This is a genomic window from Microbacterium dextranolyticum (assembly GCF_016907295.1).
GTDB lineage: Bacteria > Actinomycetota > Actinomycetes > Actinomycetales > Microbacteriaceae > Microbacterium > Microbacterium dextranolyticum.
This window is the reverse complement of sequence record NZ_JAFBBR010000001.1, coordinates 2,359,933-2,382,884: the sequence shown is the minus strand read 5'-3', so window position 1 is coordinate 2,382,884 and position 22,952 is coordinate 2,359,933. Positions and strand designations below refer to the sequence as shown.

Below are 22,952 nucleotides of genomic sequence, written 5' to 3'. Positions count from 1 at the left end.
GGGTCGCGACTCTCCGCGGCATGCCGAGCGCGGGGAGCGACGTCGTCGTGCGTCGGGTGTGATCTGAGGCCGTCGAATTCGGGGCCGTATCTGTTCGTCTGCCCGGTTGTTCGAGGTCGTCGGGGGACTCGCTCGTGCGTTCCGGGGCGGCGCGATCCGACCCCGCACTCGCACGAGGTCGCATCTGCCCGTGGCTCCGTGGCTCCGTGGCTCCGTGGCTCCGTGGCTTCGTGGCTTCGTGGCTTCGTGGCTTCGTGGCTTCGTGGCTTCGTGGCTTCGTGGTTCGTGGTTCGTGGTTCGTGGTTCGTGGTTCGTGGTTCGTGGTTCGTGGTTCGAGGTTCGGGGTCGCCTCTGGTCGTGCGCCCGGTGGTTCGGGGTCGCCAGAGGCCGCACCCGTCCATCCCGAGCGGCCTCACGCGACCCAGAACCCGTGTGGGGCCGTGTCTCGCGGGTGTTCGAAGTCCGGGGTTCATCGGGGTCGCCTCTGGCCGTGCGTCCGGTGGTTCGGGGTCGCCTCTGGCCGTGCCCGCGGTGGCTCGGGGGTTCCCCCCCCGTCCTCCTGCCCGAGTTCGGGGCCGCACGATGTCGGGTGCGCGAGGGTATGAGGTCGCCAGGTGTCGCGTGCGCGAGCTTCGAGCGGCACGACGCGACCCCGAACCGCTGGGCGGGGCGGGCGGGCTGGGCGGGGCGGGGCTGGGCGGGGCGGGGCTGGGCGGGGCGGGGCGGGGCGGGCTGGGGTGAGGCGGGAGAGCCCCGAGGCCCGCATGGCGAAACGCGACGAGAGCCTCGCGGGGAGGCAGGGGGAGGCCGCACAGGAAAGATGTCCGGCGCGTCAACAATCATCGAACGAGGGATGTCCTTGTTTTGATGAAGTCAAAACAAGGGTAGACTCGCAGCATGCACGACGTCAGCATCTCCGAACCCGCAGCCGAGGCGCTGCGACGGGCGGGGCTGCGCGTGACCCGGTCGCGCACGGCGGTCTACGACGTCCTGCGGGATGCCCCGCATGCAAGCGCCGACGAGGTGTTCTCGCGCATCGCGGAGAGGATGCCCGGCACCAATCGCCAGTCGGTCTACAACGCCCTCGGGGACTTCGCCGACGCCGGCATCGCGCGGCGCATCGAGCCGGCGGGGCGTCCGATGCTCTTCGAGCTGCGAATCGACGACAACCATCACCACCTCGTCTGCACGTCGTGCGGCGCGGTGGTCGATGTCGACTGCGCCGTCGGCGCCGCACCCTGCCTCGAGCCCTCCGACACGCACGGTTTCACGGTCGCGTCCGCCGAGGTCACGTACTGGGGCATCTGCGCCGATTGCGCGGCCGAGCCTCACGCTGCGACCGCCGCGCCCGGAACCGCGTGACCTCAGGCATCCGCACCCCACCGACCCACACCCGACCCCATCCGTCATCCGAGGAAGGAACAGCATGACCGAGCACGACCCGAGCACCGCCGGTATCGGTGAGGATGTCACCGACATCGACCAGTCCGTCACCGTCAGCGACACCGATGAGGCCCGCGCCGAAGAGGCGGCGACCTGCCCCGTCATCCACGCGCAGCCGCACCCCACGAGCGGTTCGGCGAACCGCGTGTGGTGGCCGAACCAGCTGAACCTGAAGATCCTCGCGAAGAACGCTCCGGCGCGGAACCCGCTGGCCCCCGACTTCGACTACGCGGCCGCCTTCGCCACGCTCGACCTCGACGCCGTCAAGAAGGACATCGCCGACCTGCTCACCACGAGCCAGGACTGGTGGCCGGCCGACTTCGGCAACTACGGCCCCCTCATGGTGCGCATGGCGTGGCACTCGGCGGGCACCTACCGTGTGACCGACGGCCGCGGCGGCGCCGGCGCCGGCATGCAGCGCTTCGCCCCGCTGAACAGCTGGCCCGACAACGTCGGCCTCGACAAGGCGCGACGCCTGCTGTGGCCGGTCAAGAAGAAGTACGGCCAGGCGATCTCGTGGGCCGACCTCATGATCCTCACCGGCAACGTCGCCCTCGAGACGATGGGCTTCGAGACGTTCGGCTTCGCCGGCGGACGCCAGGATGTCTGGGAGTCCGACGACGACGTGTACTGGGGCCCCGAGACGACCTGGCTCGGCGACGAGCGCTACTCGGGCGACCGCGAGCTCGAGCGCCCCCTCGCCGCGGTGCAGATGGGCCTCATCTACGTCAACCCCGAGGGCCCCAACGGCAACCCCGACCCGCTGGCATCGGCGCGCGACATCCGCGAGACGTTCGCCCGCATGGCCATGGACGACGAAGAGACGGTCGCGCTGATCGCCGGCGGTCACACCTTCGGCAAGACCCACGGCGCCGCCCCCGACTCGAACCTCGAGGGCAACCCCGAGGCCGCGGGCCTCGAGATGCAGGGCCTCGGCTGGAAGAACAACAACGGCACCGGCAAGGGCGACGACCAGATCACGTCCGGCCTCGAGGTCACCTGGACCTACCACCCGACGCGCTGGGACAACGAGTTCTTCCACATCCTGTACGCCTACGAGTGGGAGCTCTTCCAGAGCGCCGCGGGCGCCAACCAGTGGCGTCCGAGCAACGGCGGGGGCGCCGACATGGTGCCGCTCGCGCACTCGAACGGTCGTCGCGAGCCGCGCATGCTCACGAGCGACCTGGCCCTCCGCGTCGACCCCGCCTACGACACCATCTCGCGGAAGTTCAAGGACGACCCCGAGGCCTTCTCGAAGGCGTTCGCCCGTGCGTGGTTCAAGCTCACCCACCGTGACATGGGCCCCCTCGCCCGCTACCTCGGACCCGAGGTGCCCGCCGAAGAGCTCCTCTGGCAGGACCCGGTGCCCGCGCCCGCCGAGACGCAGATCACGGCAGCGGATGCCGCCGAGCTGAAGAAGCGCGTGCTGGCGTCGGGCCTCACCGTCTCCGAGCTCGTGGCGACGACGTGGGCCGCGGCATCCTCGTTCCGCGGCAGCGACAAGCGCGGCGGCGTCAACGGTGCACGCATCCGCCTCGCACCGCAGAAGGACTGGACGGTCAACAACCCCGCCCAGCTGCAGAAGGTGCTGTCGGTGCTCGAGCAGATCAAGGCCGAGTTCGACGCGTCGGGTGTGACCGTCTCGCTCGCCGACCTGATCGTGCTCGCCGGCAACGCGGCGGTCGAGAAGGCGGCGGCGGATGCCGGGGTCGATGTCGAGGTGACGTTCCACCCGGGCCGCACCGACGCCACGCAGGAGCAGACCGACGTCGAGTCGTTCGGCTACCTCGAGCCCGCCGCCGACGGTTTCCGCAACTATCAGGGCCCCCTCGCCCCGATGCCCGCCGAGTACCACCTGGTCGACAAGGCGAACCTGCTGACCCTGACCGCGCCCGAGATGACGGTGCTCGTCGGCGGCCTGCGCGTTCTCGGCGCGAACTGGGACGGATCGGACCACGGTGTGTTCACCGACCGGGTGGGTGTGCTCACGAACGATTTCTTCGTGAACCTGCTCGACCTCGGCACGACGTGGAAGCCGCTCGACCCCGGCTCGCACGCCTTCCGCGGTGCGAAGGACGGCTCCGGCCAGCCGGTCGGGATCGGCACCCGGGTCGACCTGCTGTTCGGGTCGAATTCCGAGCTGCGCGCCCTCGCCGAGGTCTACGCCTCGGACGACGCCCAGGAGAAGTTCGTCCGCGACTTCGCCGCGGCGTGGGGCAAGGTCACCGAGCTCGACCGGTTCGACCTGCACCGCTGAGGCCGAGCGCATCGCTGAGGCCGCCCATCTCTGGGTCCCGACCCAGCGATGACGCGTCGGCGGTGACGCCGTCAGACGACGAGGCCCTCTCCCGGATCCGATCCGGGAGAGGGCCTCGCGTCGTGTGGCGGCCGTTCGGTCTCAGCGAGCGGTGCGCTCGAAGAGAGCGCGGTGCCCGAAGCCCGCGATGAGTCCGCCCACGATCGGGAAGACGAGGAACACCCACAGCTGAGCCAGCGCGTCGGGTCCGCCGTAGATCGCGGCGGCGAGCGAGCGTGCCGGGTTGACCGAGGTGTTGTCGATCGGGATCGAGATCAGGTGGATGAGAGTCAGAGTCAGGCCGATCACGAGGCCGGCGGTGGTCGCGTTGCCGCGGGTCGCGTGCGTCACGCCGAGGATCACGAGGACGAACACGGCGGTCAGGAGCACCTCGACGATGATCGCCGCGCCGAGCCCGAACCCGCCGGGGGAGTGCGCCCCGAACCCGTTGCTGGCGAATCCGCCGGACTGTGCCTTCGAGAGCCATCCGTCGGGACCGAACAGCCCGATCAGCACGATGACGCTCGTGGCGAGGACGCCGCCCACGAGCTGGGCGATGATGTAGCCGAGTGCGTCCCGCCAGGGGAAGCGGCCCGCCGCGGCGAGGCCCAGCGTGATCGCGGGGTTGAAATGGCCGCCCGAGATGGGCCCCCACGCGTACGCGCCGGCGACGACGGTGAGGCCGAACGCGAGCGCCACGCCCACATACCCCACACCGACCGGGAAGCCGTTCGCGGCCAGGCCGTTGTTGGCGGCGAACAGGGCCGTGCCGACGCCGCCGAAGACGAGCAGGAACGTTCCGGCGGCTTCGGCGATGAGTTTGGTCGACGTCGCGGGAGCGTCGGCCGACGCCGGCGGCGCCGGCGTGTGGGACAGCTCGGTGGGATCGATTGGCGTGTCCGGGCGCGGATCACTGCTCATGACGGGTTCCTTTCATCGCGGGACGCGTGTGATCGTGATTGTCCTCCACCCGGGCCGATCCGTGTGGGAGATATGACGGCGCGTATCACGGGGTGCGCGACGTGCCGCGGCGCTCGGCTGGTCTTCAGCGGGGTCCGATACTGTATCCCTGCGTCCTCCCGTTCCCGTGCGGCGAGGATGCCACCGGCACTCAGCCGCCATCGAAGGACGAATCCGCCGCCATGACTTCTCGCATCCTGGTTGTCGACGACGACACCGCGCTCGCGGAGATGATCGGTATCGTGTTGCGCACGGAGGGCTTCGAGCCCGTCTTCTGCGCCGACGGTGCCGCCGCCGTCGACGCGTGGCGTACGGAGCACCCCGATCTTGTCCTGCTCGATCTCATGCTTCCCGGGATGGACGGCATCGAGATCTGCACCCGCATTCGTGCGGAGTCGGGCGTGCCGATCATCATGCTCACCGCCCGCACCGACACCGCCGATGTCGTCCGCGGGCTCGAATCGGGGGCGGACGACTACATCGTCAAGCCGTTCAACCCGAAAGAGCTCGTCGCACGCATCCGTACGCGCCTGCGCCCCGGAGCCTCGACGGAGAGCGAATCGCTGCGTGTGGGCGACGTCGTCGTCGACGTCGCCGCACACGAGGTGCGACGCGGGGCGGATGCCATCGCGCTGACACCGCTCGAGTTCGAGCTGCTCGTGGCTCTGGCATCCAAGCCCCAGCAGGTGTTCTCGCGCGAGATGCTGCTCGAGCAGGTGTGGGGCTACCACTACAAAGCGGACACCCGTCTCGTGAACGTGCACGTGCAGAGACTGCGCGCGAAGGTCGAGATCGATCCCGACAACCCCAAGATCGTCACGACGGTGCGCGGCGTCGGCTACCGCGCCGGCGCGGTCGTCTGACCGGGCGCCGTGGTGTCGCAGACGGGCACCGCGTCGCGGCTGCGCATGTGGCGCGGCGTGTGGCGCGATTGGCGGTCGTGGCCGCGTCGTATCGCGCACACCTGGCGCGGATCGCTGCGGTTCCGCACCCTCGCGGTCACGCTGGGGCTGACCGCGTTCGCCATCCTGGGCGGGTTCGTGACGATGGCCCTGGCCATCCAGAACGACCTGTTCGAGTCGCGCGTGCAGCAGGTGCAAGAGGCGGTGGGACGGGCGACGGCCTCGACCCAGCGCACCCTCTACGCGGCGCAGGTCGACGGTGATGCTGCCGCCCTCCAGGCGCTCATGGACACCGCGATCGGATCGATGACGCGACAGGCCGGCACCGACATGATCGCCGGCTTCCGGGTGTCGAACGAGCCCTCCGTGATCGCGCCGCAGGACTTCGACGGCGGGCTCGACGTCGACATGATCACCGAGGGGCTCCGCACCGCCGTGCAGCGCGATGCCGATCAGCGCTGGTGGCAGTCCATCGCGCTGCCCTCCGGCGACGGCACGGTGCCCGGCATCGTCGTCGGCCAGCAGCTCATCTTCCCCGACGTGGGTGCGTACGAGTTCTACTTCGCCTTCGACCTCGCCTCCGAGGCGCAGACGCTTCGTTTCGTTCAGGTCACCCTGTGGTTGGTCGGGGCCGGGCTCGTCCTTCTCATCGGGGCGATCTCGTGGGTGGTGGTGCGCACCATCACCGTGCCGATCGCGCAGGCCGCCGAGACGAGCGCCCTGCTGGCATCCGGAGACCTCGGCGTGCGACTGCCGGTGCGCGGCGACGACGAGTTCGCGACGCTCGGCCGCTCGTTCAACGCCATGGCCGACAGCATCGAATCCCAAATCAAAGAGCTCGCCGAACTGTCGCTCGTGCAGCAGCGGTTCGTGTCGGACGTCTCGCACGAGCTGCGCACGCCGCTCACCACCATCCGGCTCGCCAGCGACATGCTCAACGATCAGCGCGAGAACTTCGACGGCACGACGGCCCGGGCCGCCGAACTGCTGCACGCCCAGGTGCAGCGCTTCGAGGTGTTGCTCACCGACCTGCTCGAGATCAGCCGGTACGATGCGGGATCCGTCCAGTTGGAGAACGAGGCGACGAGTCTCGCCCACCTCGCCGAGGATGTCATCGCCTCGATGCAGCAGCTGTCCGAGCAGCACGGCAACGACGTGCGGCTGGTCGCGCCGGGGGGATACTCGCCCGTCGACATGGATCCCCGCCGGGTGCGCCGGGTGGTGCGCAACCTCCTCGGCAACGCCATCGAGCACGGCGAGGGGCGCCCGATCGTCGTCACCGTCGACAGCGACCAGAACGCCGTCGCCATCGGTGTGCGCGACTTCGGGCTGGGTATGAGCGCCGCAGACTCGGAACGCGTCTTCGACCGCTTCTGGCGGGCGGACCCCTCGCGTAAGCGCACGATCGGCGGTACCGGGCTCGGCCTGTCGATCGCCCTCGGTGACGCGCGCCTGCACGGCGGGACGCTCGCGGTCTGGTCGGAGCTGGGCCGCGGCACCAACTTCGTACTGACGCTGCCCCGGCACGGGCAGCCGCTGGGCGGCGCCTCGCCGATCCCGGTCGACCCGGGCGAGGACGGTGCGGCGCTCGACGACATCGGGCTGACCCAGCCGATCGCCGTTCCGCCCTCGGGCGGCCGCGAGCGCACGAAGGGAGCGGGGTCATGAGGGGACTGCGTCGTCTGGGGGCGCTGGGGGCGGCCGCGCTTCTTGCTGTGCTGCTCGCCGCGTGCGGCGGGCTTCCCACCTCGGGCCCCGTCAACGCCGGTCAGCCCGTGCCCGACGACGACACGGGAGGGAACGTCATCTTCCTGCCGGACGGACCGAGCAAGGATGCCACTCCGCAGCAGATCGTCGAGGGCTTCATCGCCGCCGGATCCGGGCCGAAGGACAACTGGGGCACCGCGAAAGAATTCCTCGCGCCGAGCTTCCGCGGACAGTGGAACCCGCGCGCCGGGGTGACGGTCTATCGGACGGGCGATCGCACTCTGCAGCAGATCGCGACGAACTCGTTCTCGGTGACCGTGACCCCCACGGCGACGGTCGATGCGTCGGGGGAGCTGTCGACCTGGGACGAAGGTGGCGACGTCTCACTGCCGTTCGTGCTGGCCCAACAGGCCGACGGGCAGTGGCGCATCACTCAGGCTCCGGATGGGATCGTCCTCGATCGCAACCGTTTCGACGTCGTCTACAACAACTACGCGCTGCAGTTCTTCGACCCCACGTGGACCTACCTCGTTCCCGACGAGCGGTGGTTCCCGCGCCTGTACGCGGCGACCAACATCGCCGAGACGCTCGTGAACGGTGGCCCGAGTGCCTGGCTCGCGCAGTCGGTCAAGACGGCCTTCGTCGACGGGGCGCGCCTTGCGCAGGCGGCCGTGCCCGTCGGGTCCGACAAAGTCGCCTCCGTGACGCTGGAAGACGGTGCGCGCGCCCTCGAGCCCGACGTGCGCGATCGTATGCAGACCCAGCTCGAAGAGAGCCTGAAACCCGTCGGCATCGACGAGGTCGACATGATCGTCGGCAGCCAGACCCTGCCGGCGCAATCCGTGCCCGTGCGGCAGACCCGGATCTACTCGCGCCCGCTCGTGCAGACCGCCGATGCGTTCGGGTTCTTCTCGGGCGCGTCGATCGAACGCATCCCCGGCCTCTCGGACGCGATTCCGCCCCTCGGCGCCACCGACATCGAGGTCGACGCCGACCGCACGACGGCGACGCTGCGCGACGGCACGGGAACCGTGCGACGCGTCGACGACAGCGGCACCGTCACGACCGTCGACACCCGCGCCGGCCTCATCGCGCCGACCATCGACCCGCTCGGCTACATCTGGACGGTTCCCGAGAGCTCGCCCGCCGCGGTCATCGCGCACGGACCGGACACGGGTCAGGTCGCCATCACCGGGGCCTGGCCCGGCGCCTCGCAGATCGTGGCGCAGCAGGTGTCGCGCGACGGCACGCGCCTGGCCGCCGTCGTCCGCGACGGCAGCAGCTACGCGCTGTGGGTCGCCGGCATCCTCCGCGATCGATCGAACACCCCGACGGGGTTGGGTGAGCACAAAGTCCTCGCGGTGCTGTCTGGAACCGGTCGCGCGCTGACCTGGCTCGACGCCTCGACGATCGCCGTCATCTCGGAGGCGACGGGCGACTTTTCTCTCCTGACGCAGTCGGTCGGCGGGTTCGGCACGCCGCAGCGCACGCCGCCCGGGATCACCGCCGTGGCCGGCAGCACTCAGGCCGGCGACGTGGAGCTGCGCGACGGGTCGGGAGAGCTCTTCGGACAGCGGGGCGCCAATTGGCAGAGTCTCGCCTCGGGGATCCGCGTCCTCGCCGTGCAGCAGGGGTCGCCGCGCTGACACACCGCGACGCGGCCCCTCCCCACGGCCTGCGCCGGGCAGATCGTCCACCGATCCGCTCGTCCGCGCCCTGCACCGCGGGCGCCGCTGCCAGAGTGAGCGGATGCCTCGCGCTCTCGCATCCGGCCCCCGACCCGCCTCCGGGTCGGCCGCTCCACGATCCCGCCGCGACGTCCGCCCTCTGATCGGCGCCGCCGTCGCCGGAGCGCTCTCGCTCGTGTTCCCGACGTGGTGCGCGGGCTGCGACGCCCCCGATGTGGTCGTCTGCTCGTCGTGTCGCGAGGCGCTCGCGCCCCGTGTCGTGCGGCGTGAGGTCGCGGGGCTCCCCGTCTATGCCGGCGTCGTGTTCGACGGGGCGCCGGCGCGCATCGTCCGTGCCTGCAAGGAAGAGGGGCGTACCGGGCTCGCGCGCGCCCTCGGCCCGGCTCTCGCGGCGGCGGCCGAGGCGGCCCTCGCCCATGTGCCCGGTGCATCCGGCGCGTCGGGTGCGTCCGGTGGCCCGGTACTGGTCGTCGCCGTCCCGACCACGGCTGCGGCGATGCGCCGACGCGGCTACCGGGTGGTCGAGCTGTTGGCTTCGCGTGCCGATCTGCATCCGCAGCGGCTGCTGAGAGCCACCGGGCGCACGGCCGATCAGCGCGCGCTGGGTGTCGCCGATCGCGCGCGCAACATGGTCGGTGCCTTCCACGTGTCGGCGCGCCTGCGGTCGCGGCTGGAGGGGCGCACTGTGCTCCTCGTCGACGACGTGGTCACGACCGGAGCCACTCTGGCGGAGGCCGCGCGCACGCTGCGCGAGGCCGGCGCCGAGGTCATCGCCGCCGCCACGGTCGCCTCGACGCCGCGGATATGGACACACAGCAGACGCACAACGGATGCGCCCGCGATTCCTACGTGACACCCGCCGTCCATCTCGATACGGTGGAGGCCACAAGACGAACCCAGGGTTCTTTCTTGACCGGGAGAACCCCGAACAAGGAGGTCAAGGATGGAAACCAGCATCGTCGGCGTGGGTGTGAGCGTCTCGGATCGATTCCGCACCGTCGCCGAAGACAAGTCCGTCCGGATCGAGAACCTCGCCCCCCGCGCGCAGCGTCTCGACGTCAAGGTCACCCACCGCGCCTACCACAACGGCAGTCGCGAAGAGGAGACCGTGGAACTCACCATCACGGGCAAAGGCCCGGTGGTCCGGGCCGAGGCCACGGATGCCGACAAGTTCACGGCTCTCGACCTCGCGGTCGACAAGCTCGCCGAACAGCTCCGCCGCGCGAAGGACAAGCGTGTCGACGCCCGCAACCACCCGCGCGGACCCAAGCTCGACAAGGGCAGCGGCGCGCTCGCGGGCATCGATGTGCAGCCCGCCTCCGTCGACGTGCTGCGTGCCGTCGCCACCGGCGAGATCCCCGTCATCGGCGACGGCGAGGCCGACGAGGACTACAGTCCCGTCGTCATCCGCACCAAGCACTTCGACGCGGAATGGATGACCCTCGAAGAGGCCGTCGATCGGATGGAGCTCGTCGGGCACGACTTCTTCCTGTTCATCGACGCGCGCACCGATCACCCGAGCGTGGTCTACCGCCGCAAGGGGTGGGACTACGGTGTCATCTCACTGACCGCGAACACTCCGCCGGTCGAGGAGGAACTCGCCTCCTGACGGCGACGAGAGGGGTCGGATGCCGGGCATCCGACCCCTCTCGTCTGCCCGGCGTGCTCAGATGCGCAGCGCGTCGATGACCTTGGCGCGCACGGCGGCCAGGGCGGGGAGGAACCCGGCGACGGCGCCGATGCCGACGGCGGCGGCGAGGGCGACGAGCGCGGCCCGCAACGGGAACGGTGGAGTGTCCTGCAGCGGGGGCAGCACGTTCATGCCGAACAGCACCCGCAGGACGATGATCGCGAGGACGATGCCTGCGATCCCCGCGACGGCCGTGGCCACGACGTTCTCGAACAGCACGGTGGTGAAGATCCGGGCGCTGGTGGCCCCGAAGCTGCGGCGCACCCCGATCTCGCGGATGCGCTGGCGCATCGCCACGAGCTGGATGTTCACGAGCCCGAGTCCGCCCAGCAGCAGCACGAGGCCGGCGATGAGCCCCGTGACCAGCTCGAACAGCTGTGCGCTCTGCCGCACATCCGGGCGCGTCGCCCAGTCCGAGCGAGAGACCGACACATGGACGTCGGGCCCCATCGCGGCACGCAGCTGGGCCGCGAGCTCCGGTGCGATCGCATCGACGCGATCCGGCCCCATCCACATCTCCCACGTCATCGACTGGTCGGCGGGCAACGCCTCGGCGTGCGCCAGGTATGTCTGCGGCAGCAGCGTGACGGTCTTCTGGGTGTCGCCCTGCCACTCGGCCGGCGTCACACCGACGATGCGATACGTGCCGGCCAGGGCATCGGTGAACTCGATCGTGGGGTGGCCGGCGAGGGGCGGCGCGCCGATCCCGTTCCACAGGGCCTCGGTGATCACCACGGGCGGCGCCAGCGCGGCGGTGTCGTCCGCGGTGAACCATCGGCCGGCGAGCAGAGCGGTGCGGTGGATGACCGCGTAGTCGGGGTCGGCCAGGCGCACCGTGACGGGGCGCACGTAGTCCGGGGTCTGGATCATCGCCGGCGCCGAGAGCTGATCGACGCGCCGCGTGACATGCGTCAGTCCGAAGCGTTCCGTCGCGCTCTGCACCGCGGCATCCATCACCGCCCAGTCCATCGCCGCGCCATCGGTGCGCCCCGCTCCGACCGAGATCGTCGCCGCCCGGCCGCCGAACCGATCGGACTGCTCGGTCTGGCTCTGCCGTATGTAGTCGCCGAGGGCGAGCACCGAGGCGATCGCGGCGACCGAGACGGCGATGCCGATGAGGCTCAGCAGAACGCGCAGCTTATGGTGTCGCAGTTCGGCCCAGGCCTCGCTGAGTGCTCCGACGAGACCGCTCACGACGCGCCCCTCGCGCTCGCGGCCATCGTCGCATCCGCCGACTCGGCGGCCCCCGCTGCGCCGACAGCCGTCGTCCGCGTCGCCTCCTCCAGGTCGACGGGGGACAGGATGCCCCCATCGAGCCGGTAGTGCCGGCGCGCCCGCGCCGCCACATGCAGGTCGTGCGTGATCGTGACCAGCGCCGCCTCGGTTTCGGAGGCGACTTCGTCCAGAAGGCTCATCACGGCCTCGCCCGTGTCGAGGTCGAGCGCGCCCGTCGGCTCGTCTGCGAGGATCAGCGCGGGGCGCCGCACGAGCGCGCGGGCGATAGCGACGCGCTGCTGCTCGCCGCCGGACAGCTGCTCGGGCGGCGACGTGAGGCGATGCCCGAGCCCGACCCGCTCGAGCATCTCTTCGGCCAGGCGTCGGCGATGCCAGAACGGGCGCCCGGTGGCGTACCCGAGGGGCATCGCCACGTTGTCGGTCGCGCTGCGGCCGGGTAGCAGGTTGAACTGCTGGAAGACGAACCCGACCTCGCGCCCGCGCAGACGGTCCAGCGCGCCGCGCCGCATCCGCCGTCCGTTCTCCCTTGCGACCGGCTCGCCACGGAAGGCGACCGATCCGGAGGACGGCAGATCGAGCATCCCGAGGATGTTCAGCAGCGTGCTCTTGCCCGAGCCGCTGCGTCCCACGATGGCGACGTGGTCGCCCGCGTCGACGGTCAGATCGATGCCGCGCAGGATGTCCAGGCGCGAGTCGTCGGGAAGCAGGACGTGCCGTGTCACGCCCCGCAGCTCGACGAGACTCACCAGCTCATCCCCGGGGCCTCGCAGAAGGTTCCGCCCGCGCCGTCGTCGTGGCAGATCGGTTCGGTCCCTGTGGACACCCCGGGCACGAACTGGCGCACCGTGTCTCCTTCGGAGAGGCCCTCGACGACCTCGACGGAGGTGCCGTCGCTGAGTCCGAGCTTCACTGCGCGCTCCTCGGCGGCGCCGTCGGTGTCGAGCCACACGGTGCCGGTGCCCGCTCCGCCCTTGACCGCCGTCGTGGGAACCACGAGCACGCCCTCCGCCGACCCGACGCGCACGTCGAGGCGGGCGGTGAGCCCCGCGAACACCTGCTGGTCCGCGGGCACCGCGCAGACGACGCTGGTCGTGCCGTCTTCAGCGACCTGAACGCGCAGACCGGTGCAGGTGAAGGGCGCAGGACCGCCCTGGATGGTCGTCTGGGCATCGGTGGGAGCGCCGACGAGGCGATACAGCAGGACGGGGTCGACCTTGCCGGTCACATGGAATCGGGCGGGCGTGAGCTTGGCCACCTCGGCGCCGAGCGACACCGACTGCCCCGGGACGAGCTCGAAGGAGGACACGTCGCCCGCCTCGGGCGCGGTGATATCGATGCGGCGGTTCGTCTCGACCTGCGTGACGGTGACGAGGGTCTGGCCGGCCTGCACGCTCTGCCCGGCACCGACCGCGACGTCGGTGACTGTCCCCTCGACGGTCGCGCGGACGGTGACGGCGTCATCGCGCGCGACGGTGCCGTTGACTGTCAGCTCCGACGTGAGGTTCGCCCGTTGGACGGGGATCACCGGGCTCGTGACCGCCCCACCCGGAGTGATGGCAGCGGCATCCGTGCGGTCCGGGAAGAACGCGAGCTTCACCAGTGCCGCCGCGATGACGGCGCAGACGACGAGCATCAGCAGGGGGAAGATCCAGCGGCGCCACACGACCATGGGCTCTCCTTACGGGGAAGGGACGTCTGGTCCGAACGTAGGGGAGCCGCGCCGGGGCGGCATCATCCTGAAGGATGATCGCCGGGGTGATGGCGACGAGCCGGCGTGCGTTCGGTCAGCGGTGATCGTCCCCGAAGGTCGCCGCGAGATCCAGCCGACGGGTGAGGAGTTCCTCCCACGACGCGGCGACCTCGTCGACGGTGCGCTGGTTCGCGATCGACTTCCGGCAGAACTCATTCAGGCCGTTGTCGTCGTCGGTGACGGGTTCGCCATGCCAGTGCATCCACGCCCGCGGACCGAAGTACACGTGGAAGAATTTCTGATGCACTTCGAGGAGGCCGATGCGACGTCCCTCGCATTCGACGGTCCAGTGCCTGTTGTTGCCCGCCTGCATCCCGACGGCGACGGCTCTGCCGCCGGGCAGCTCGATCGCCGAAAGCCGTTCGATGAGATCCTCGGCCAGATCGTAGGTCGCGCGGAGCCTGGACTCGGCGGCGAAGCGCTCCTGCCACTGGGTGCTGCGCTCCTCCGGCAGATAGAACTTGTGTCCCCATCCTCGGGAACCGGCGCGGTCGTCGGAAGACTCGGAGCGGGTGCCGGTGATCGCCGACTGTGAGAGGGTGCGCAGGAATGATGCGGAGTCGAATTCGCGGTCCTCAGTGAGGAACACGTCGCGCACGCTCGCCGAGAACTGCTTCATGCTGCGCTGATCCGCGATCGTCCCGAGGCCCCAGCGCTGCATCAGGTCGGCTGCGGCGGCATCGTCCATGCCGAGATCCGCCAGTACGGAAGCCAGCGCGTCGATCCCCCCGACATCCGAGAACACCGCTCCGAGCGCCTCGCCGAAGGCATCCGAACTCAGATCCGTGAACACCGGTGGGAAGGCAAGCTGGAGGCACAGCACGGCGAACAGTCGATCGACGCTCGTCTGGGTGCCGAGAATGCCGCGCAGCAGCATGAGCGTGTTCATCAGGCGCTTGATCGATCGCGGATTGTTCCCGACCGAGCTGCGGATGAGGTCGCGGAAATGATCCCGCTGCGTGTGCGTGAGTTCGATCCCCGCCTTGTCGCAGCTGGCGGCGAGGAGTTCGTCGATCCGATAGTTCGCCACAGGCATGTGGAACGGCACCTGGATGATCTTGTCGAAGAACGAGCGTGCCTTTCTCGCGTCGATTCCGTCGGAGCCGTACTTGTCGCTGACCCCCTGCGCGACCACATCGAAGTCGATCGCGAGCACGAAGACGCAGTGCTCGAGATCGAGGAAGATCTTCAGGGTCTCCATCAGCTCGACGGCACGGCGCGGCTCGAGGCGGTCGAGGTCGTCGATGAAGATCACGATGCGCCCGGGGTCGCCTGCGCCGGAGGGATGGGTGACAGCAGCGCTCACGAGAGATGCGAGGCTGTCGCGCAGGGTAGCGAGCAGGTCGACGACCGATCCCGCGCCGGCATCCCCGGCCGACGGATCGGCGGAGAAAATCTGACCGACGCTGACGCCCATCGTCATGTTGGACGCGACATTGGCAAGAGCGTTGGTCAGTGTCTTCGCGTACGTCGCGGATTCGGTCAGTACTCGCGCCCACCGCTCCCGCGCTCCCGGGCCGGGCACCGTCTTCTCCAGCTCTGCGACGAGCGCTTGGAGCATCATGACCGCCAGCTGGCCGTCGAGGTTGAACTGCGAGTACTGCCACGTGTTGAAGCTGATCGTGAACAGCGGCGCGTGCTCGGACGCGGCCAGGTGGGACACCAGCTCGGCCCGCTGCGCGTCGGAGCGCACGGCCGAGAGTCGCGCCGTCGGCTCCAGCGCCTGCTCGATGAGCAGCATCGTGTTCGTTTTGCCCGACCCCCAGTCGCCCTGGATGGCGAGGGTGAGGGGCGTCGTGCAGTTGCGGATGAACTCGGACAGGCCCTGGATGTACGGCTCGAGACCCAGATGGTCCTCGGGTGCGGGACGGTCGGACAGGCCTTGACCGGTGTGCGGCACGGAAGTCACGCTGGTGACCCTAGCGGGTCTCAGTCCTGCGCCGCCGAGCCGACGCGCGATCAGTCGAAGATGCCGTCGAGGATCGATCCGATGACGAGGCCGCCGAGGATGCCGCTGGCGAGGTCGCCGCCGCCGCTGCGGCGCCCGCCTCCGCCCTGACCGGGCCCGCCCCAACCGCCGTCGTCCGGACGTGACGAATCGATGTCGCGCTGCGCGAGATGCAGCGCCTCGGCGGCGAGCTGTCCGCACCGGCGGGCGTCGGCGAGAGCCTGCTCGCGGTCGTCCTCCTCGATGGGCGTCGCGGCGAGGGTGCCGAGGTCGATGCGCAGACGCTCCGCTTCGGCGAGACGCGTCCGCGCATCCGCACCGATCCAGCCTCGGTGCCCGGAGATCACCGTGCGGGCGACTCCCAGCTGCCGATCGGCGTCGTCGATCGCGTGACGCACGTGCGCCTCCGGCGGAACAGGACGTGCGGCTCTCTCCCGAGCCTTCGCGACAGCCGCGTCGAGAGCGGCGTTCGCGGCGCGCAGCCGCGTGAGCTCGGTGAACGGATCGGGCTTGGTGCCGGCGGGGGCGAGGGCGTCGAGCTCCCGCTCGAGCGCGATCGTGGCCTCCGTCACGGCGGGCACGCTGCGGAACTCACGCGCGGCGGCGAGATCCTGCCGGGAGTCGTCGATGATGGCATCCAACGTCGACTCGGCCCGCAGGGCCTCGATCTCGAACGAGTCGACGGCGTCGAGCAGCGTCGTCGCGCGGCGGCTCGCCTCGATCGCGGTCTCGAGGGCGAGGTTGGCCTGCTCGCGCTGACCGCTCTCACGTCGCGAGGTCGACACGTCGGATCCATGCGAGGCGAATTCGAGCAGCTGGGACGCTTCGCGCGTGTTGCCGGCGATCTTGCGCATCGCATCGGGGGAGTAGCGCTCGGAAAGGCGCGCGAGCACTGCCTCGACCCGGGGGATGCGGGCTGCGTCGCGCTCCACCTGGGCGCGGATGCCGTCGATGATCTCGGGCGCGCGCCGGGCGCGGGCGACCGGCTCGGCGAGGGCCTGCAGGCGATCGTCGAGGAGATCCTCGGCCCAGTCGCACAGCTGCACGATACGCGCGTGCCGGGTGCGCAGTTCTTCGGGCGTGTCGGGGATCTCATCGTGGTTCAGCTGGTTGAGCTGGAACGCCTCTCCCAGGTGCGTGCGCACGGCATCGAGCGCATCGCGCAGATCGCGGGTGGCGTCGCGGCCGAGCTCGAGCTCGGCGAACATGAGCTCGTCTCCGGTTGTTCGCAGGCGCTCGTCCACGGCGACGAGCGCCGCATCGGCACGTCGCCCGAGTTCCGCGTCTTCGTGCGCGCGCTGCGTGCGTTCCTGCTTGCGGGAGCCCCAGAATCCGGCCATGGCTCGATCCTACGGTCGGCGCGCGGATTGCGGCCGTGCCGGAGCCGCGCATGACGCGGAATCCGAGCAGTTCCACAGCATCCGTCGGCGCGTCGCGGGGCGCCGCGCACGCGTAGGTCACGAACGGGTAACATGACACCATATGCCCACCGGATGCGCGTGGGTCTGACGCGCGCCGATCGCGTGCGACGCCGCACGAGCCCGAACGTCTGGAGATCCTCCGTGGCCAACCCTCTCGAGAAACTGCTCCGCGCCGGTGAAGGACGCATCCTTCGGCGACTTCAGCAGGTCGTCAAGGCCGTCGGTGCTCTCGAGGAGGACTACGCACAGCTCACCGACGAAGAGCTGCGCGGCGAGACCGCCGAGCTCCGCGCGCGCCACGAGGCCGGCGAATCGCTCGACAAGCTCATGCCCGAGGCATTCGCCGCCGTCCGCGAGGCCGCCAAGCGGACGCTGGGCCAGCGCCCCTACGACGTGCAGATCATGGGTGGCGCGGCACTTCATCTCGGCAACATCGCCGAAATGAAGACCGGTGAGGGCAAGACCCTGACGGCGACCTTCGCGGTGTACCTCAACGCGATCGCCGCGCAGGGCGTGCACGTCATCACGGTCAACGACTTCCTGGCGTCGTACCAGTCCGAGCTGATGGGCCGCGTCTACCGGGCGCTCGGGATGACCACCGGCACGATCATCGCGGGCCAGACCCCCGAGGTCCGCCGCGAGCAGTACAACGCCGACATCACGTACGGCACGAACAACGAGTTCGGCTTCGACTATCTGCGCGACAACATGGCGTGGCAGAAGCAGGACCTCGTGCAGCGCGGCCACTTCTTCGCGATCGTCGACGAGGTCGACTCCATCCTCATCGACGAGGCCCGCACGCCGCTCATCATCTCCGGCCCCTCGTCGGGCGAGGCCAACCGCTGGTTCGTCGAGTTCGCGAAAATCGCGAAGACCCTCGAACCGGGCCTCGACTACGAAGTCGACGAGAAGAAGCGCACCATCGGCGTGCTCGAGCCCGGCATCGAGAAGGTCGAGGACTACCTCGGCATCGACAACCTGTACGAGTCGGCGAACACACCGCTCATCTCGTTCCTCAACAACTCGATCAAGGCGCTCGCGCTCTTCAAGCGCGACACGGACTACGTCGTCATGAACGACGAAGTCATGATCGTCGACGAGCACACCGGTCGTATCCTCGTGGGCCGGCGCTACAACGAAGGCATCCATCAGGCCATCGAGGCCAAAGAGAGCGTTCCCGTCAAGGCGGAGAACCAGACCCTCGCCACCGTCACGCTGCAGAACTACTTCCGCCTCTACGACAAGCTCGCCGGCATGACCGGTACCGCCGAGACCGAGGCGGCCGAGTTCATGTCGACCTACAAGCTCGGCGTCGTGCCGATCCCGACGAACAAGCCGATGATCCGCAAGGACCAGCCCGACCTCGTCTACAAGAACGAGCCGGCGAAGTTCGCACAGGTCGTCGAGGACATCGCGCACCGTCACGAGAGCGGTCAGCCGGTGCTGGTCGGCACCGTCTCGGTCGAGAAGAGCGAGTACCTGTCGCGCCTGCTCGCCAAGAAGGGCGTCAAGCACGAGGTCCTGAACGCGAAGAACCATGCGCGCGAGGCGGAGATCGTCGCTCGCGCCGGCCGCCTGGGCGCGGTCACCGTCGCCACCAACATGGCCGGGCGCGGCACCGACATCATGCTCGGCGGCAACGCCGAGTTCCTCGCGGTGCAGGAGATGAAGTCGCGCGGCCTCGACCCCGTCGAGACTCCGGAGGAGTACGAGACGGCCTGGGACGAGGTCTACACACAGATGCGCGACACCGTCGCCGAGGAGGCGACGAAGGTCGTCGAGGCCGGCGGTCTGTACGTCCTCGGCACCGAGCGTCACGAGTCGCGCCGCATCGACAACCAGCTGCGAGGCCGGTCGGGGCGTCAGGGCGACCCCGGTGAGAGCCGTTTCTACCTGTCGCTGACCGACGACCTCATGCGTCTGTTCCAGTCCGGTGCGGCCGAGGCGATCCTCGCCCGCGCGAACTTCCCCGACGACGTCGCGATCGAATCCAGCATGGTGTCGCGGGCCATCAAGAGCGCGCAGAGCCAGGTCGAGGCCCGCAACGCCGAGATCCGCAAGAACGTCCTGAAGTACGACGACGTCCTCAACCGCCAGCGCGAGGCGATCTACGCCGACCGCCGTCAGATGCTCGAAGGCGACGACCTGTCGAGCCGCGTCGAGCATTTCGTCGAGGATGCCATCGGTGCTGTGATCGACGACCACACCGGAGCGGGCCACAACGAGAGCTGGGACTTCGACGCGCTCTGGACCGAGCTGAAGACGCTGTACCCGGTGAGCGTCACGATCGACGAGGTCGTCGCCGAGAGCGGCAGCAAGGGGCGGGTCACGCCGGAAGGGCTCAAGCGCGAGATCCTCTCCGACGCGAAGATCGCCTACGCGAGCCGTGAGGAGGCGTTGGGATCGCCCGCGATGCGAGAGCTCGAGCGCCGCGTCGTGCTGCAGGTGCTCGACCGCCGCTGGCGCGACCACCTGTACGAGATGGACTACCTCAAGGACGGCATCGGCCTGCGGGCGATGGCCCAGCGTGACCCGCTGATCGAGTATCAGCGCGAGGGCTACCAGATGTTCCAAGCCATGATGGGGCAGATCAAGGAGGAGTCGGTCGGCTTCCTCTACAACCTCGAGGTCGAGGTGCGCCAGGCAGGCGACGGACAGGTCGAGGCGAAGGGTCTGCAGGCGCCCCCCGTCGAGGCGCAGAAGCTGCAGTACACGGCTCCGGGCGCGGACGGCGAGGTCGAGGTCCGCAACGACCGAGGACAGGTCCAGCAGGCGGCGACGGCCAAGGCCCGCCAGGCCGCCGCTCCCGCGGAGCAGGCGCCCGCCGCCGAGGCACCGCGCGGAGCGTTCGGCCAGCGGACGGATGCCCCGGCATCCGCGCCGCAGAACCGTGCCGACCGTCGCGCGGCCGACAAGAAGAAGTAACCCCACGAGACCTCCCGTGTGTCACGCTTTCGGGCCGAAAGCGTGACACACGGGAGGTCTCGCGTGCTCCCGGCGGTCCACGGTGGAACGATTGGCCCGGGCCGGTGGACGCGGCCCGCTCAGGAGGCGGCGATATCCTGATGCGATGACTCCGCGCATCCTGGACCAATCGAGCAAACTGAAGGACGTCCTCTACGAGATCCGCGGAGCAGCCCTCGTCGAGGCCGACCGGCTCGAGGCCGACGGGCATCGGATCCTCAAGCTCAACACGGGGAACCCCGCGACCTTCGGGTTCGAGGCGCCGTACCAGATCGTCCGCGACATGATCGAGGCCGTCCCGCACGCGCACGGCTACAGCGACAGCCGCGGCATCATGTCCGCACGTCGCGCCGTCGTGTCGCGCTACGAGCAGACGCCCGGATTCCCGCACGTCGACCCTGACGACGTCTACCTCGGCAACGGGGTGTCCGAGCTCATCACGATGACGATGCAGGCCCTTCTCGACACGGGCGACGAAGTGCTGATCCCCGCACCCGACTATCCGCTGTGGACGGCGATGACGAGCCTCGCCGGCGGCACCCCCGTGCACTACCTCTGCGACAACGAGGACGGATGGCAGCCCTCGCTCGAAGACATCCGGGCGAAGATCACCGATCGCACCAAGGCGATCGTCGTCATCAACCCGAACAACCCGACCGGTGCCGTCTACTCGCGCGAGGTGCTGCAGGGGATCGTCGAGATCGCCCGCGAGCACGAGCTGCTGCTGCTCTCCGACGAGATCTACGACCGCATCCTCTTCGACGACGCGGTGCACATCCCGCTGGCGACCCTCGCGCCCGACCTCCTCTGCCTCACCTTCAACGGTCTGTCGAAGACCTACCGTGTGGCCGGGTACCGCTCCGGGTGGCTCGTGATCACGGGGCCGAAGGCGCACGCCTCGGGGTTCCTCCAGGGCATCCAGCTGCTCGCGTCGACGCGTCTGTGCCCCAACGTGCCGGCGCAGCACGCCGTGCAGGCCGCACTGTCGGGCGTGCAGTCGATCGACGCGTTGATCGGGCCGTCCGGGCGGCTGCACGAGCAACGGGATGCCGCGTGGGAGGGACTGTCCGCGATCCCGGGCGTGTCGTGCCTCAAGCCGGCGGGCGCGCTCTACGCGTTCCCGCGGCTGGATCCCGAGGTCTACGACATCCACGACGACGCGAAGCTCGTCTACGACTTCCTCGTCGCCGAGCACGTGCTGCTCGTGCAGGGGACGGGCTTCAACTGGCCGACGCCCGATCACCTGCGGATCGTGACGCTACCCGAGGCTCGCGTTCTCACCGAGGCGATCGAACGGCTGGGCAACTTCCTGTCGTCGTACAAGCAGTAGCGGCCGTTGCGAGCGGACCGCGGCTCAGAGCGCGGCGAGCGACGTCGCCCTCCAACGACCGTCCCATCCCTCAAGACGCACCGCGACGGCGCGCGTGCGAGCCGGGCCGGCGGTGATGACGACGCCTTCGACGACGCCGTCGGCGGGAGAGGACCAGCGCGTCGAGAGGATGCGGTACGAAGGGCGCGCCGGTGCGATGCCGCGGGCGCTGCGGGCCCGGGTCGAGAGGTTCGCGCGCGTGACCAAGGAACGAAAGGCGTCTTCGCCGAGCCACCGTGCCAGCTGATCGACCTCGCGCACACCGGCGAGCACCTCGAGCACGCCGATCGTGAGATTCGCGAGCAGGGGTTCGGGGTCGGGCAGGCTCTCGGTCGACGTGCGTTGCGGAGCGAAGTACTCCTCGACCTCGAGTGCCGATCCCGAGCGCGACGTGCGGCGACCGGGTGCGGGCGGCGGGACCATGGGGACCTCCTCGTGTCGGACCGGCGCCGATGCCGGACCGGATCGTTGCGGGGACGACGCGGGGTGACGTGGACCGAGTACAGCACACGCGGCCCGTCTACGGGATGAGAAAGTCCTCACCTGTGGACAGTGCCCGCGCCCGCCGCCGGTCGTGGCGTACTGTCGCCGCGTGCGATGGGATCGGTTCTTCGAGGACCTGGAGGATCAGCTCGACTCCGAGTGGGAGGCCGAGCGCGCCGCGCTGGACACCGAGGCGGAGCGACTGCGCCTGGCGCGGGTGCCGCTGCGAGACCGCCTCGTGGCGATGGCCCGCGACACGCGAGCGGTGAGCGTCGCCCTGCGAGGTGCCGGGGCGATGACCGGTCGCGTCACCAGGGTCGGGGCTGACTGGTTCGCGCTCGCGGGCGACGAGGCGTCCGCCCGGGTGACGATCGTCCCGCTCGGCGCTGTCGTCTCCGTCGGCGCCTCGCTCGACACGGTACTCGTGTCGGTGCGGGACGCTCAGCCGGGAACGTCGCTCACGCAGCGCATGGGTGTCGGGTTCGTTCTGCGCGATCTGGTGCGCCGACGCAGCGCCGTGACCGCACGGCTGGTGGACGGCACGGCCCTCGACGGCACCATCGATCGCGCCGGTGTCGACCACTTCGATCTCGCGCTGCACGAACCGGGGACTCCGCGTCGCGCGACGAGCGTGACGGGCTACCGCCTGGTGCCCTTCGAGGCCCTCGCGGCCGTGCGATTGGCCGAGGCGGACGATCTCGCCTGAGTCCTCTCGAGCGGCGAGACCGGGCCCGCTCCACATGAGTGCTGCTCCCCGGCGGCGACATCGCCGATCCGTGCTTTCTCACCGCGTGGATCGCGGATCAGTCGCGTCGGCTGCGCCCCCACAGTTCGGGAAAGCTCGCGGCGTTCGATTCGCGCCACAGCGCCATGCGTCGCGCCTCCTCCACCTGGTCGTCCAGGTAGCCCTCGACGCTGTCGGCCTCGATGCGCCATCGGGCGGGGGATCCGATCTTCATGCCGCGCAGACGCGCGTCGAGCACGAGCGCGATCACCTCATCGACGGAGAGCTGGAGCATCTCCGCGACTTCGGCAGGCGTGAACAGGCGCACGCCGTCAGCGGGGGTTTCGGGCATGAGGCAATTATGGTCGCCC

18 protein-coding genes are annotated in these 22,952 nt (G+C 69.8%); 10 read left to right on the top strand and 8 right to left on the bottom strand.

Annotation, left to right across the window (positions count from 1 at the left end; all coding sequences use genetic code 11):
* The first annotated feature begins 897 nt into the window (after window positions 1-897).
* Window positions 898-1,362, top strand: coding sequence for a Fur family transcriptional regulator (locus JOE64_RS10990; protein WP_204964289.1), 465 nt, complete (start codon window positions 898-900; stop codon window positions 1,360-1,362).
* A gap of 64 nt (window positions 1,363-1,426) precedes the next feature.
* Window positions 1,427-3,700, top strand: coding sequence for a catalase/peroxidase HPI (gene katG, locus JOE64_RS10985; RefSeq protein WP_204964288.1), 2,274 nt, complete (start codon window positions 1,427-1,429; stop codon window positions 3,698-3,700).
* Between the two features lie 141 nt (window positions 3,701-3,841).
* On the opposite strand, the gene aqpZ is transcribed toward katG, so the two are convergent.
* Window positions 3,842-4,660 (bottom strand): aquaporin Z, encoded by an 819-nt coding sequence (gene aqpZ / locus JOE64_RS10980; RefSeq protein ID WP_204964287.1) that lies wholly within the window; start codon window positions 4,658-4,660, stop codon window positions 3,842-3,844.
* Between the two features lie 221 nt (window positions 4,661-4,881).
* Between aqpZ and mtrA the strand changes: the two genes are divergently transcribed.
* The 5 genes from mtrA to hpf all read left to right on the top strand — a co-directional run bounded on the left by mtrA (window position 4,882) and on the right by hpf (window position 10,605).
* The gene (gene mtrA, locus JOE64_RS10975; protein ID WP_204964286.1) at window positions 4,882-5,562 is read left to right on the top strand and encodes an MtrAB system response regulator MtrA; all 681 of its coding nucleotides are present in this window, start codon (window positions 4,882-4,884) and stop codon (window positions 5,560-5,562) included.
* Between the two features lie 45 nt (window positions 5,563-5,607).
* Window positions 5,608-7,269, top strand: a complete 1,662-nt coding sequence (gene mtrB, locus JOE64_RS10970) for an MtrAB system histidine kinase MtrB (protein WP_204965056.1) — start codon at window positions 5,608-5,610, stop codon at window positions 7,267-7,269.
* Window positions 7,266-8,954 carry an LpqB family beta-propeller domain-containing protein gene (locus tag JOE64_RS10965; RefSeq protein WP_204964285.1) on the top strand — a complete coding sequence of 563 codons (1,689 nt, stop codon included), beginning with the start codon at window positions 7,266-7,268 and terminating at the stop codon, window positions 8,952-8,954. Before mtrB ends, JOE64_RS10965 begins: the two co-directional genes overlap by 4 nt.
* Before the next feature lie 103 nt (window positions 8,955-9,057).
* Entirely contained in the window at window positions 9,058-9,849 is a 792-nt protein-coding gene (locus JOE64_RS10960) for a ComF family protein (RefSeq protein ID WP_204964284.1), read from the top strand.
* A gap of 90 nt (window positions 9,850-9,939) precedes the next feature.
* Window positions 9,940-10,605, top strand: a complete 666-nt coding sequence (hpf, locus tag JOE64_RS10955) for a ribosome hibernation-promoting factor, HPF/YfiA family (RefSeq protein ID WP_204964283.1) — start codon at window positions 9,940-9,942, stop codon at window positions 10,603-10,605.
* Between the two features lie 57 nt (window positions 10,606-10,662).
* Here hpf and JOE64_RS10950 read toward each other — a convergent pair whose 3' ends face one another.
* The 5 genes from JOE64_RS10950 to JOE64_RS10930 all read right to left on the bottom strand — a co-directional run bounded on the left by JOE64_RS10950 (window position 10,663) and on the right by JOE64_RS10930 (window position 16,960).
* Complete coding sequence (locus tag JOE64_RS10950; RefSeq protein WP_204964282.1) at window positions 10,663-11,880, bottom strand: ABC transporter permease; 1,218 nt, start codon at window positions 11,878-11,880, stop codon at window positions 10,663-10,665.
* On the bottom strand, window positions 11,877-12,668 hold the full coding sequence (locus JOE64_RS10945) for an ABC transporter ATP-binding protein (RefSeq protein ID WP_204964281.1): 792 nt from the start codon (window positions 12,666-12,668) through the stop codon (window positions 11,877-11,879). Before JOE64_RS10945 ends, JOE64_RS10950 begins: the two co-directional genes overlap by 4 nt.
* Complete coding sequence (locus JOE64_RS10940) at window positions 12,665-13,591, bottom strand: efflux RND transporter periplasmic adaptor subunit (RefSeq protein ID WP_204964280.1); 927 nt, start codon at window positions 13,589-13,591, stop codon at window positions 12,665-12,667. Before JOE64_RS10940 ends, JOE64_RS10945 begins: the two co-directional genes overlap by 4 nt.
* 115 nt (window positions 13,592-13,706) lie before the next feature.
* A complete protein-coding gene (locus JOE64_RS10935; protein ID WP_204964279.1) occupies window positions 13,707-15,581 on the bottom strand; it encodes a KAP family P-loop NTPase fold protein in 1,875 nt (624 codons plus the stop codon).
* A gap of 50 nt (window positions 15,582-15,631) precedes the next feature.
* Window positions 15,632-16,960, bottom strand: coding sequence for a hypothetical protein (locus tag JOE64_RS10930; protein ID WP_204964278.1), 1,329 nt, complete (start codon window positions 16,958-16,960; stop codon window positions 15,632-15,634).
* 222 nt (window positions 16,961-17,182) lie between these two features.
* Between JOE64_RS10930 and secA the strand changes: the two genes are divergently transcribed.
* Window positions 17,183-19,966 carry a preprotein translocase subunit SecA gene (secA, locus tag JOE64_RS10925; RefSeq protein WP_204964277.1) on the top strand — a complete coding sequence of 928 codons (2,784 nt, stop codon included), beginning with the start codon at window positions 17,183-17,185 and terminating at the stop codon, window positions 19,964-19,966.
* Window positions 19,967-20,111: 145 nt separating this feature from the next.
* Window positions 20,112-21,335 (top strand): pyridoxal phosphate-dependent aminotransferase, encoded by a 1,224-nt coding sequence (locus JOE64_RS10920; protein ID WP_204964276.1) that lies wholly within the window; start codon window positions 20,112-20,114, stop codon window positions 21,333-21,335.
* Window positions 21,336-21,359: 24 nt separating this feature from the next.
* Here JOE64_RS10920 and JOE64_RS10915 read toward each other — a convergent pair whose 3' ends face one another.
* Complete coding sequence (locus tag JOE64_RS10915; RefSeq protein WP_204964275.1) at window positions 21,360-21,797, bottom strand: Rv3235 family protein; 438 nt, start codon at window positions 21,795-21,797, stop codon at window positions 21,360-21,362.
* A gap of 169 nt (window positions 21,798-21,966) precedes the next feature.
* On the opposite strand from JOE64_RS10915, the gene JOE64_RS10910 reads away from it, so the two are divergent.
* Window positions 21,967-22,563 (top strand): hypothetical protein, encoded by a 597-nt coding sequence (locus JOE64_RS10910; protein ID WP_204964274.1) that lies wholly within the window; start codon window positions 21,967-21,969, stop codon window positions 22,561-22,563.
* Window positions 22,564-22,660: 97 nt separating this feature from the next.
* Here the strand turns inward: JOE64_RS10910 and JOE64_RS10905 are convergent, their stop codons facing one another.
* Window positions 22,661-22,933 carry a helix-turn-helix domain-containing protein gene (locus tag JOE64_RS10905; protein ID WP_204964273.1) on the bottom strand — a complete coding sequence of 91 codons (273 nt, stop codon included), beginning with the start codon at window positions 22,931-22,933 and terminating at the stop codon, window positions 22,661-22,663.
* Window positions 22,934-22,952 lie beyond the last annotated feature (19 nt).

Excerpts from the sequence above, each read along its gene's own strand:
- JOE64_RS10960 (WP_204964284.1), top strand. The coding sequence starts at position 9,058 with ATGCCTCGCGCTCTCGCATCCGGCCCCCGACCCGCCTCCGGGTCGGCC.
- JOE64_RS10915 (WP_204964275.1), bottom strand. The coding sequence starts at position 21,797 with ATGGTCCCGCCGCCCGCACCCGGTCGCCGCACGTCGCGCTCGGGATCG.
- katG (WP_204964288.1), top strand. The coding sequence starts at position 1,427 with ATGACCGAGCACGACCCGAGCACCGCCGGTATCGGTGAGGATGTCACC.
- hpf (WP_204964283.1), top strand. The coding sequence starts at position 9,940 with ATGGAAACCAGCATCGTCGGCGTGGGTGTGAGCGTCTCGGATCGATTC.
- aqpZ (WP_204964287.1), bottom strand. The coding sequence starts at position 4,660 with ATGAGCAGTGATCCGCGCCCGGACACGCCAATCGATCCCACCGAGCTG.
- JOE64_RS10920 (WP_204964276.1), top strand. The coding sequence starts at position 20,112 with ATGACTCCGCGCATCCTGGACCAATCGAGCAAACTGAAGGACGTCCTC.
- JOE64_RS10930 (WP_204964278.1), bottom strand. The coding sequence starts at position 16,960 with ATGGCCGGATTCTGGGGCTCCCGCAAGCAGGAACGCACGCAGCGCGCG.
- mtrA (WP_204964286.1), top strand. The coding sequence starts at position 4,882 with ATGACTTCTCGCATCCTGGTTGTCGACGACGACACCGCGCTCGCGGAG.
- JOE64_RS10905 (WP_204964273.1), bottom strand. The coding sequence starts at position 22,933 with ATGCCCGAAACCCCCGCTGACGGCGTGCGCCTGTTCACGCCTGCCGAA.
- JOE64_RS10940 (WP_204964280.1), bottom strand. The coding sequence starts at position 13,591 with ATGGTCGTGTGGCGCCGCTGGATCTTCCCCCTGCTGATGCTCGTCGTC.
- mtrB (WP_204965056.1), top strand. The coding sequence starts at position 5,608 with ATGTGGCGCGGCGTGTGGCGCGATTGGCGGTCGTGGCCGCGTCGTATC.
- JOE64_RS10965 (WP_204964285.1), top strand. The coding sequence starts at position 7,266 with ATGAGGGGACTGCGTCGTCTGGGGGCGCTGGGGGCGGCCGCGCTTCTT.
- JOE64_RS10990 (WP_204964289.1), top strand. The coding sequence starts at position 898 with ATGCACGACGTCAGCATCTCCGAACCCGCAGCCGAGGCGCTGCGACGG.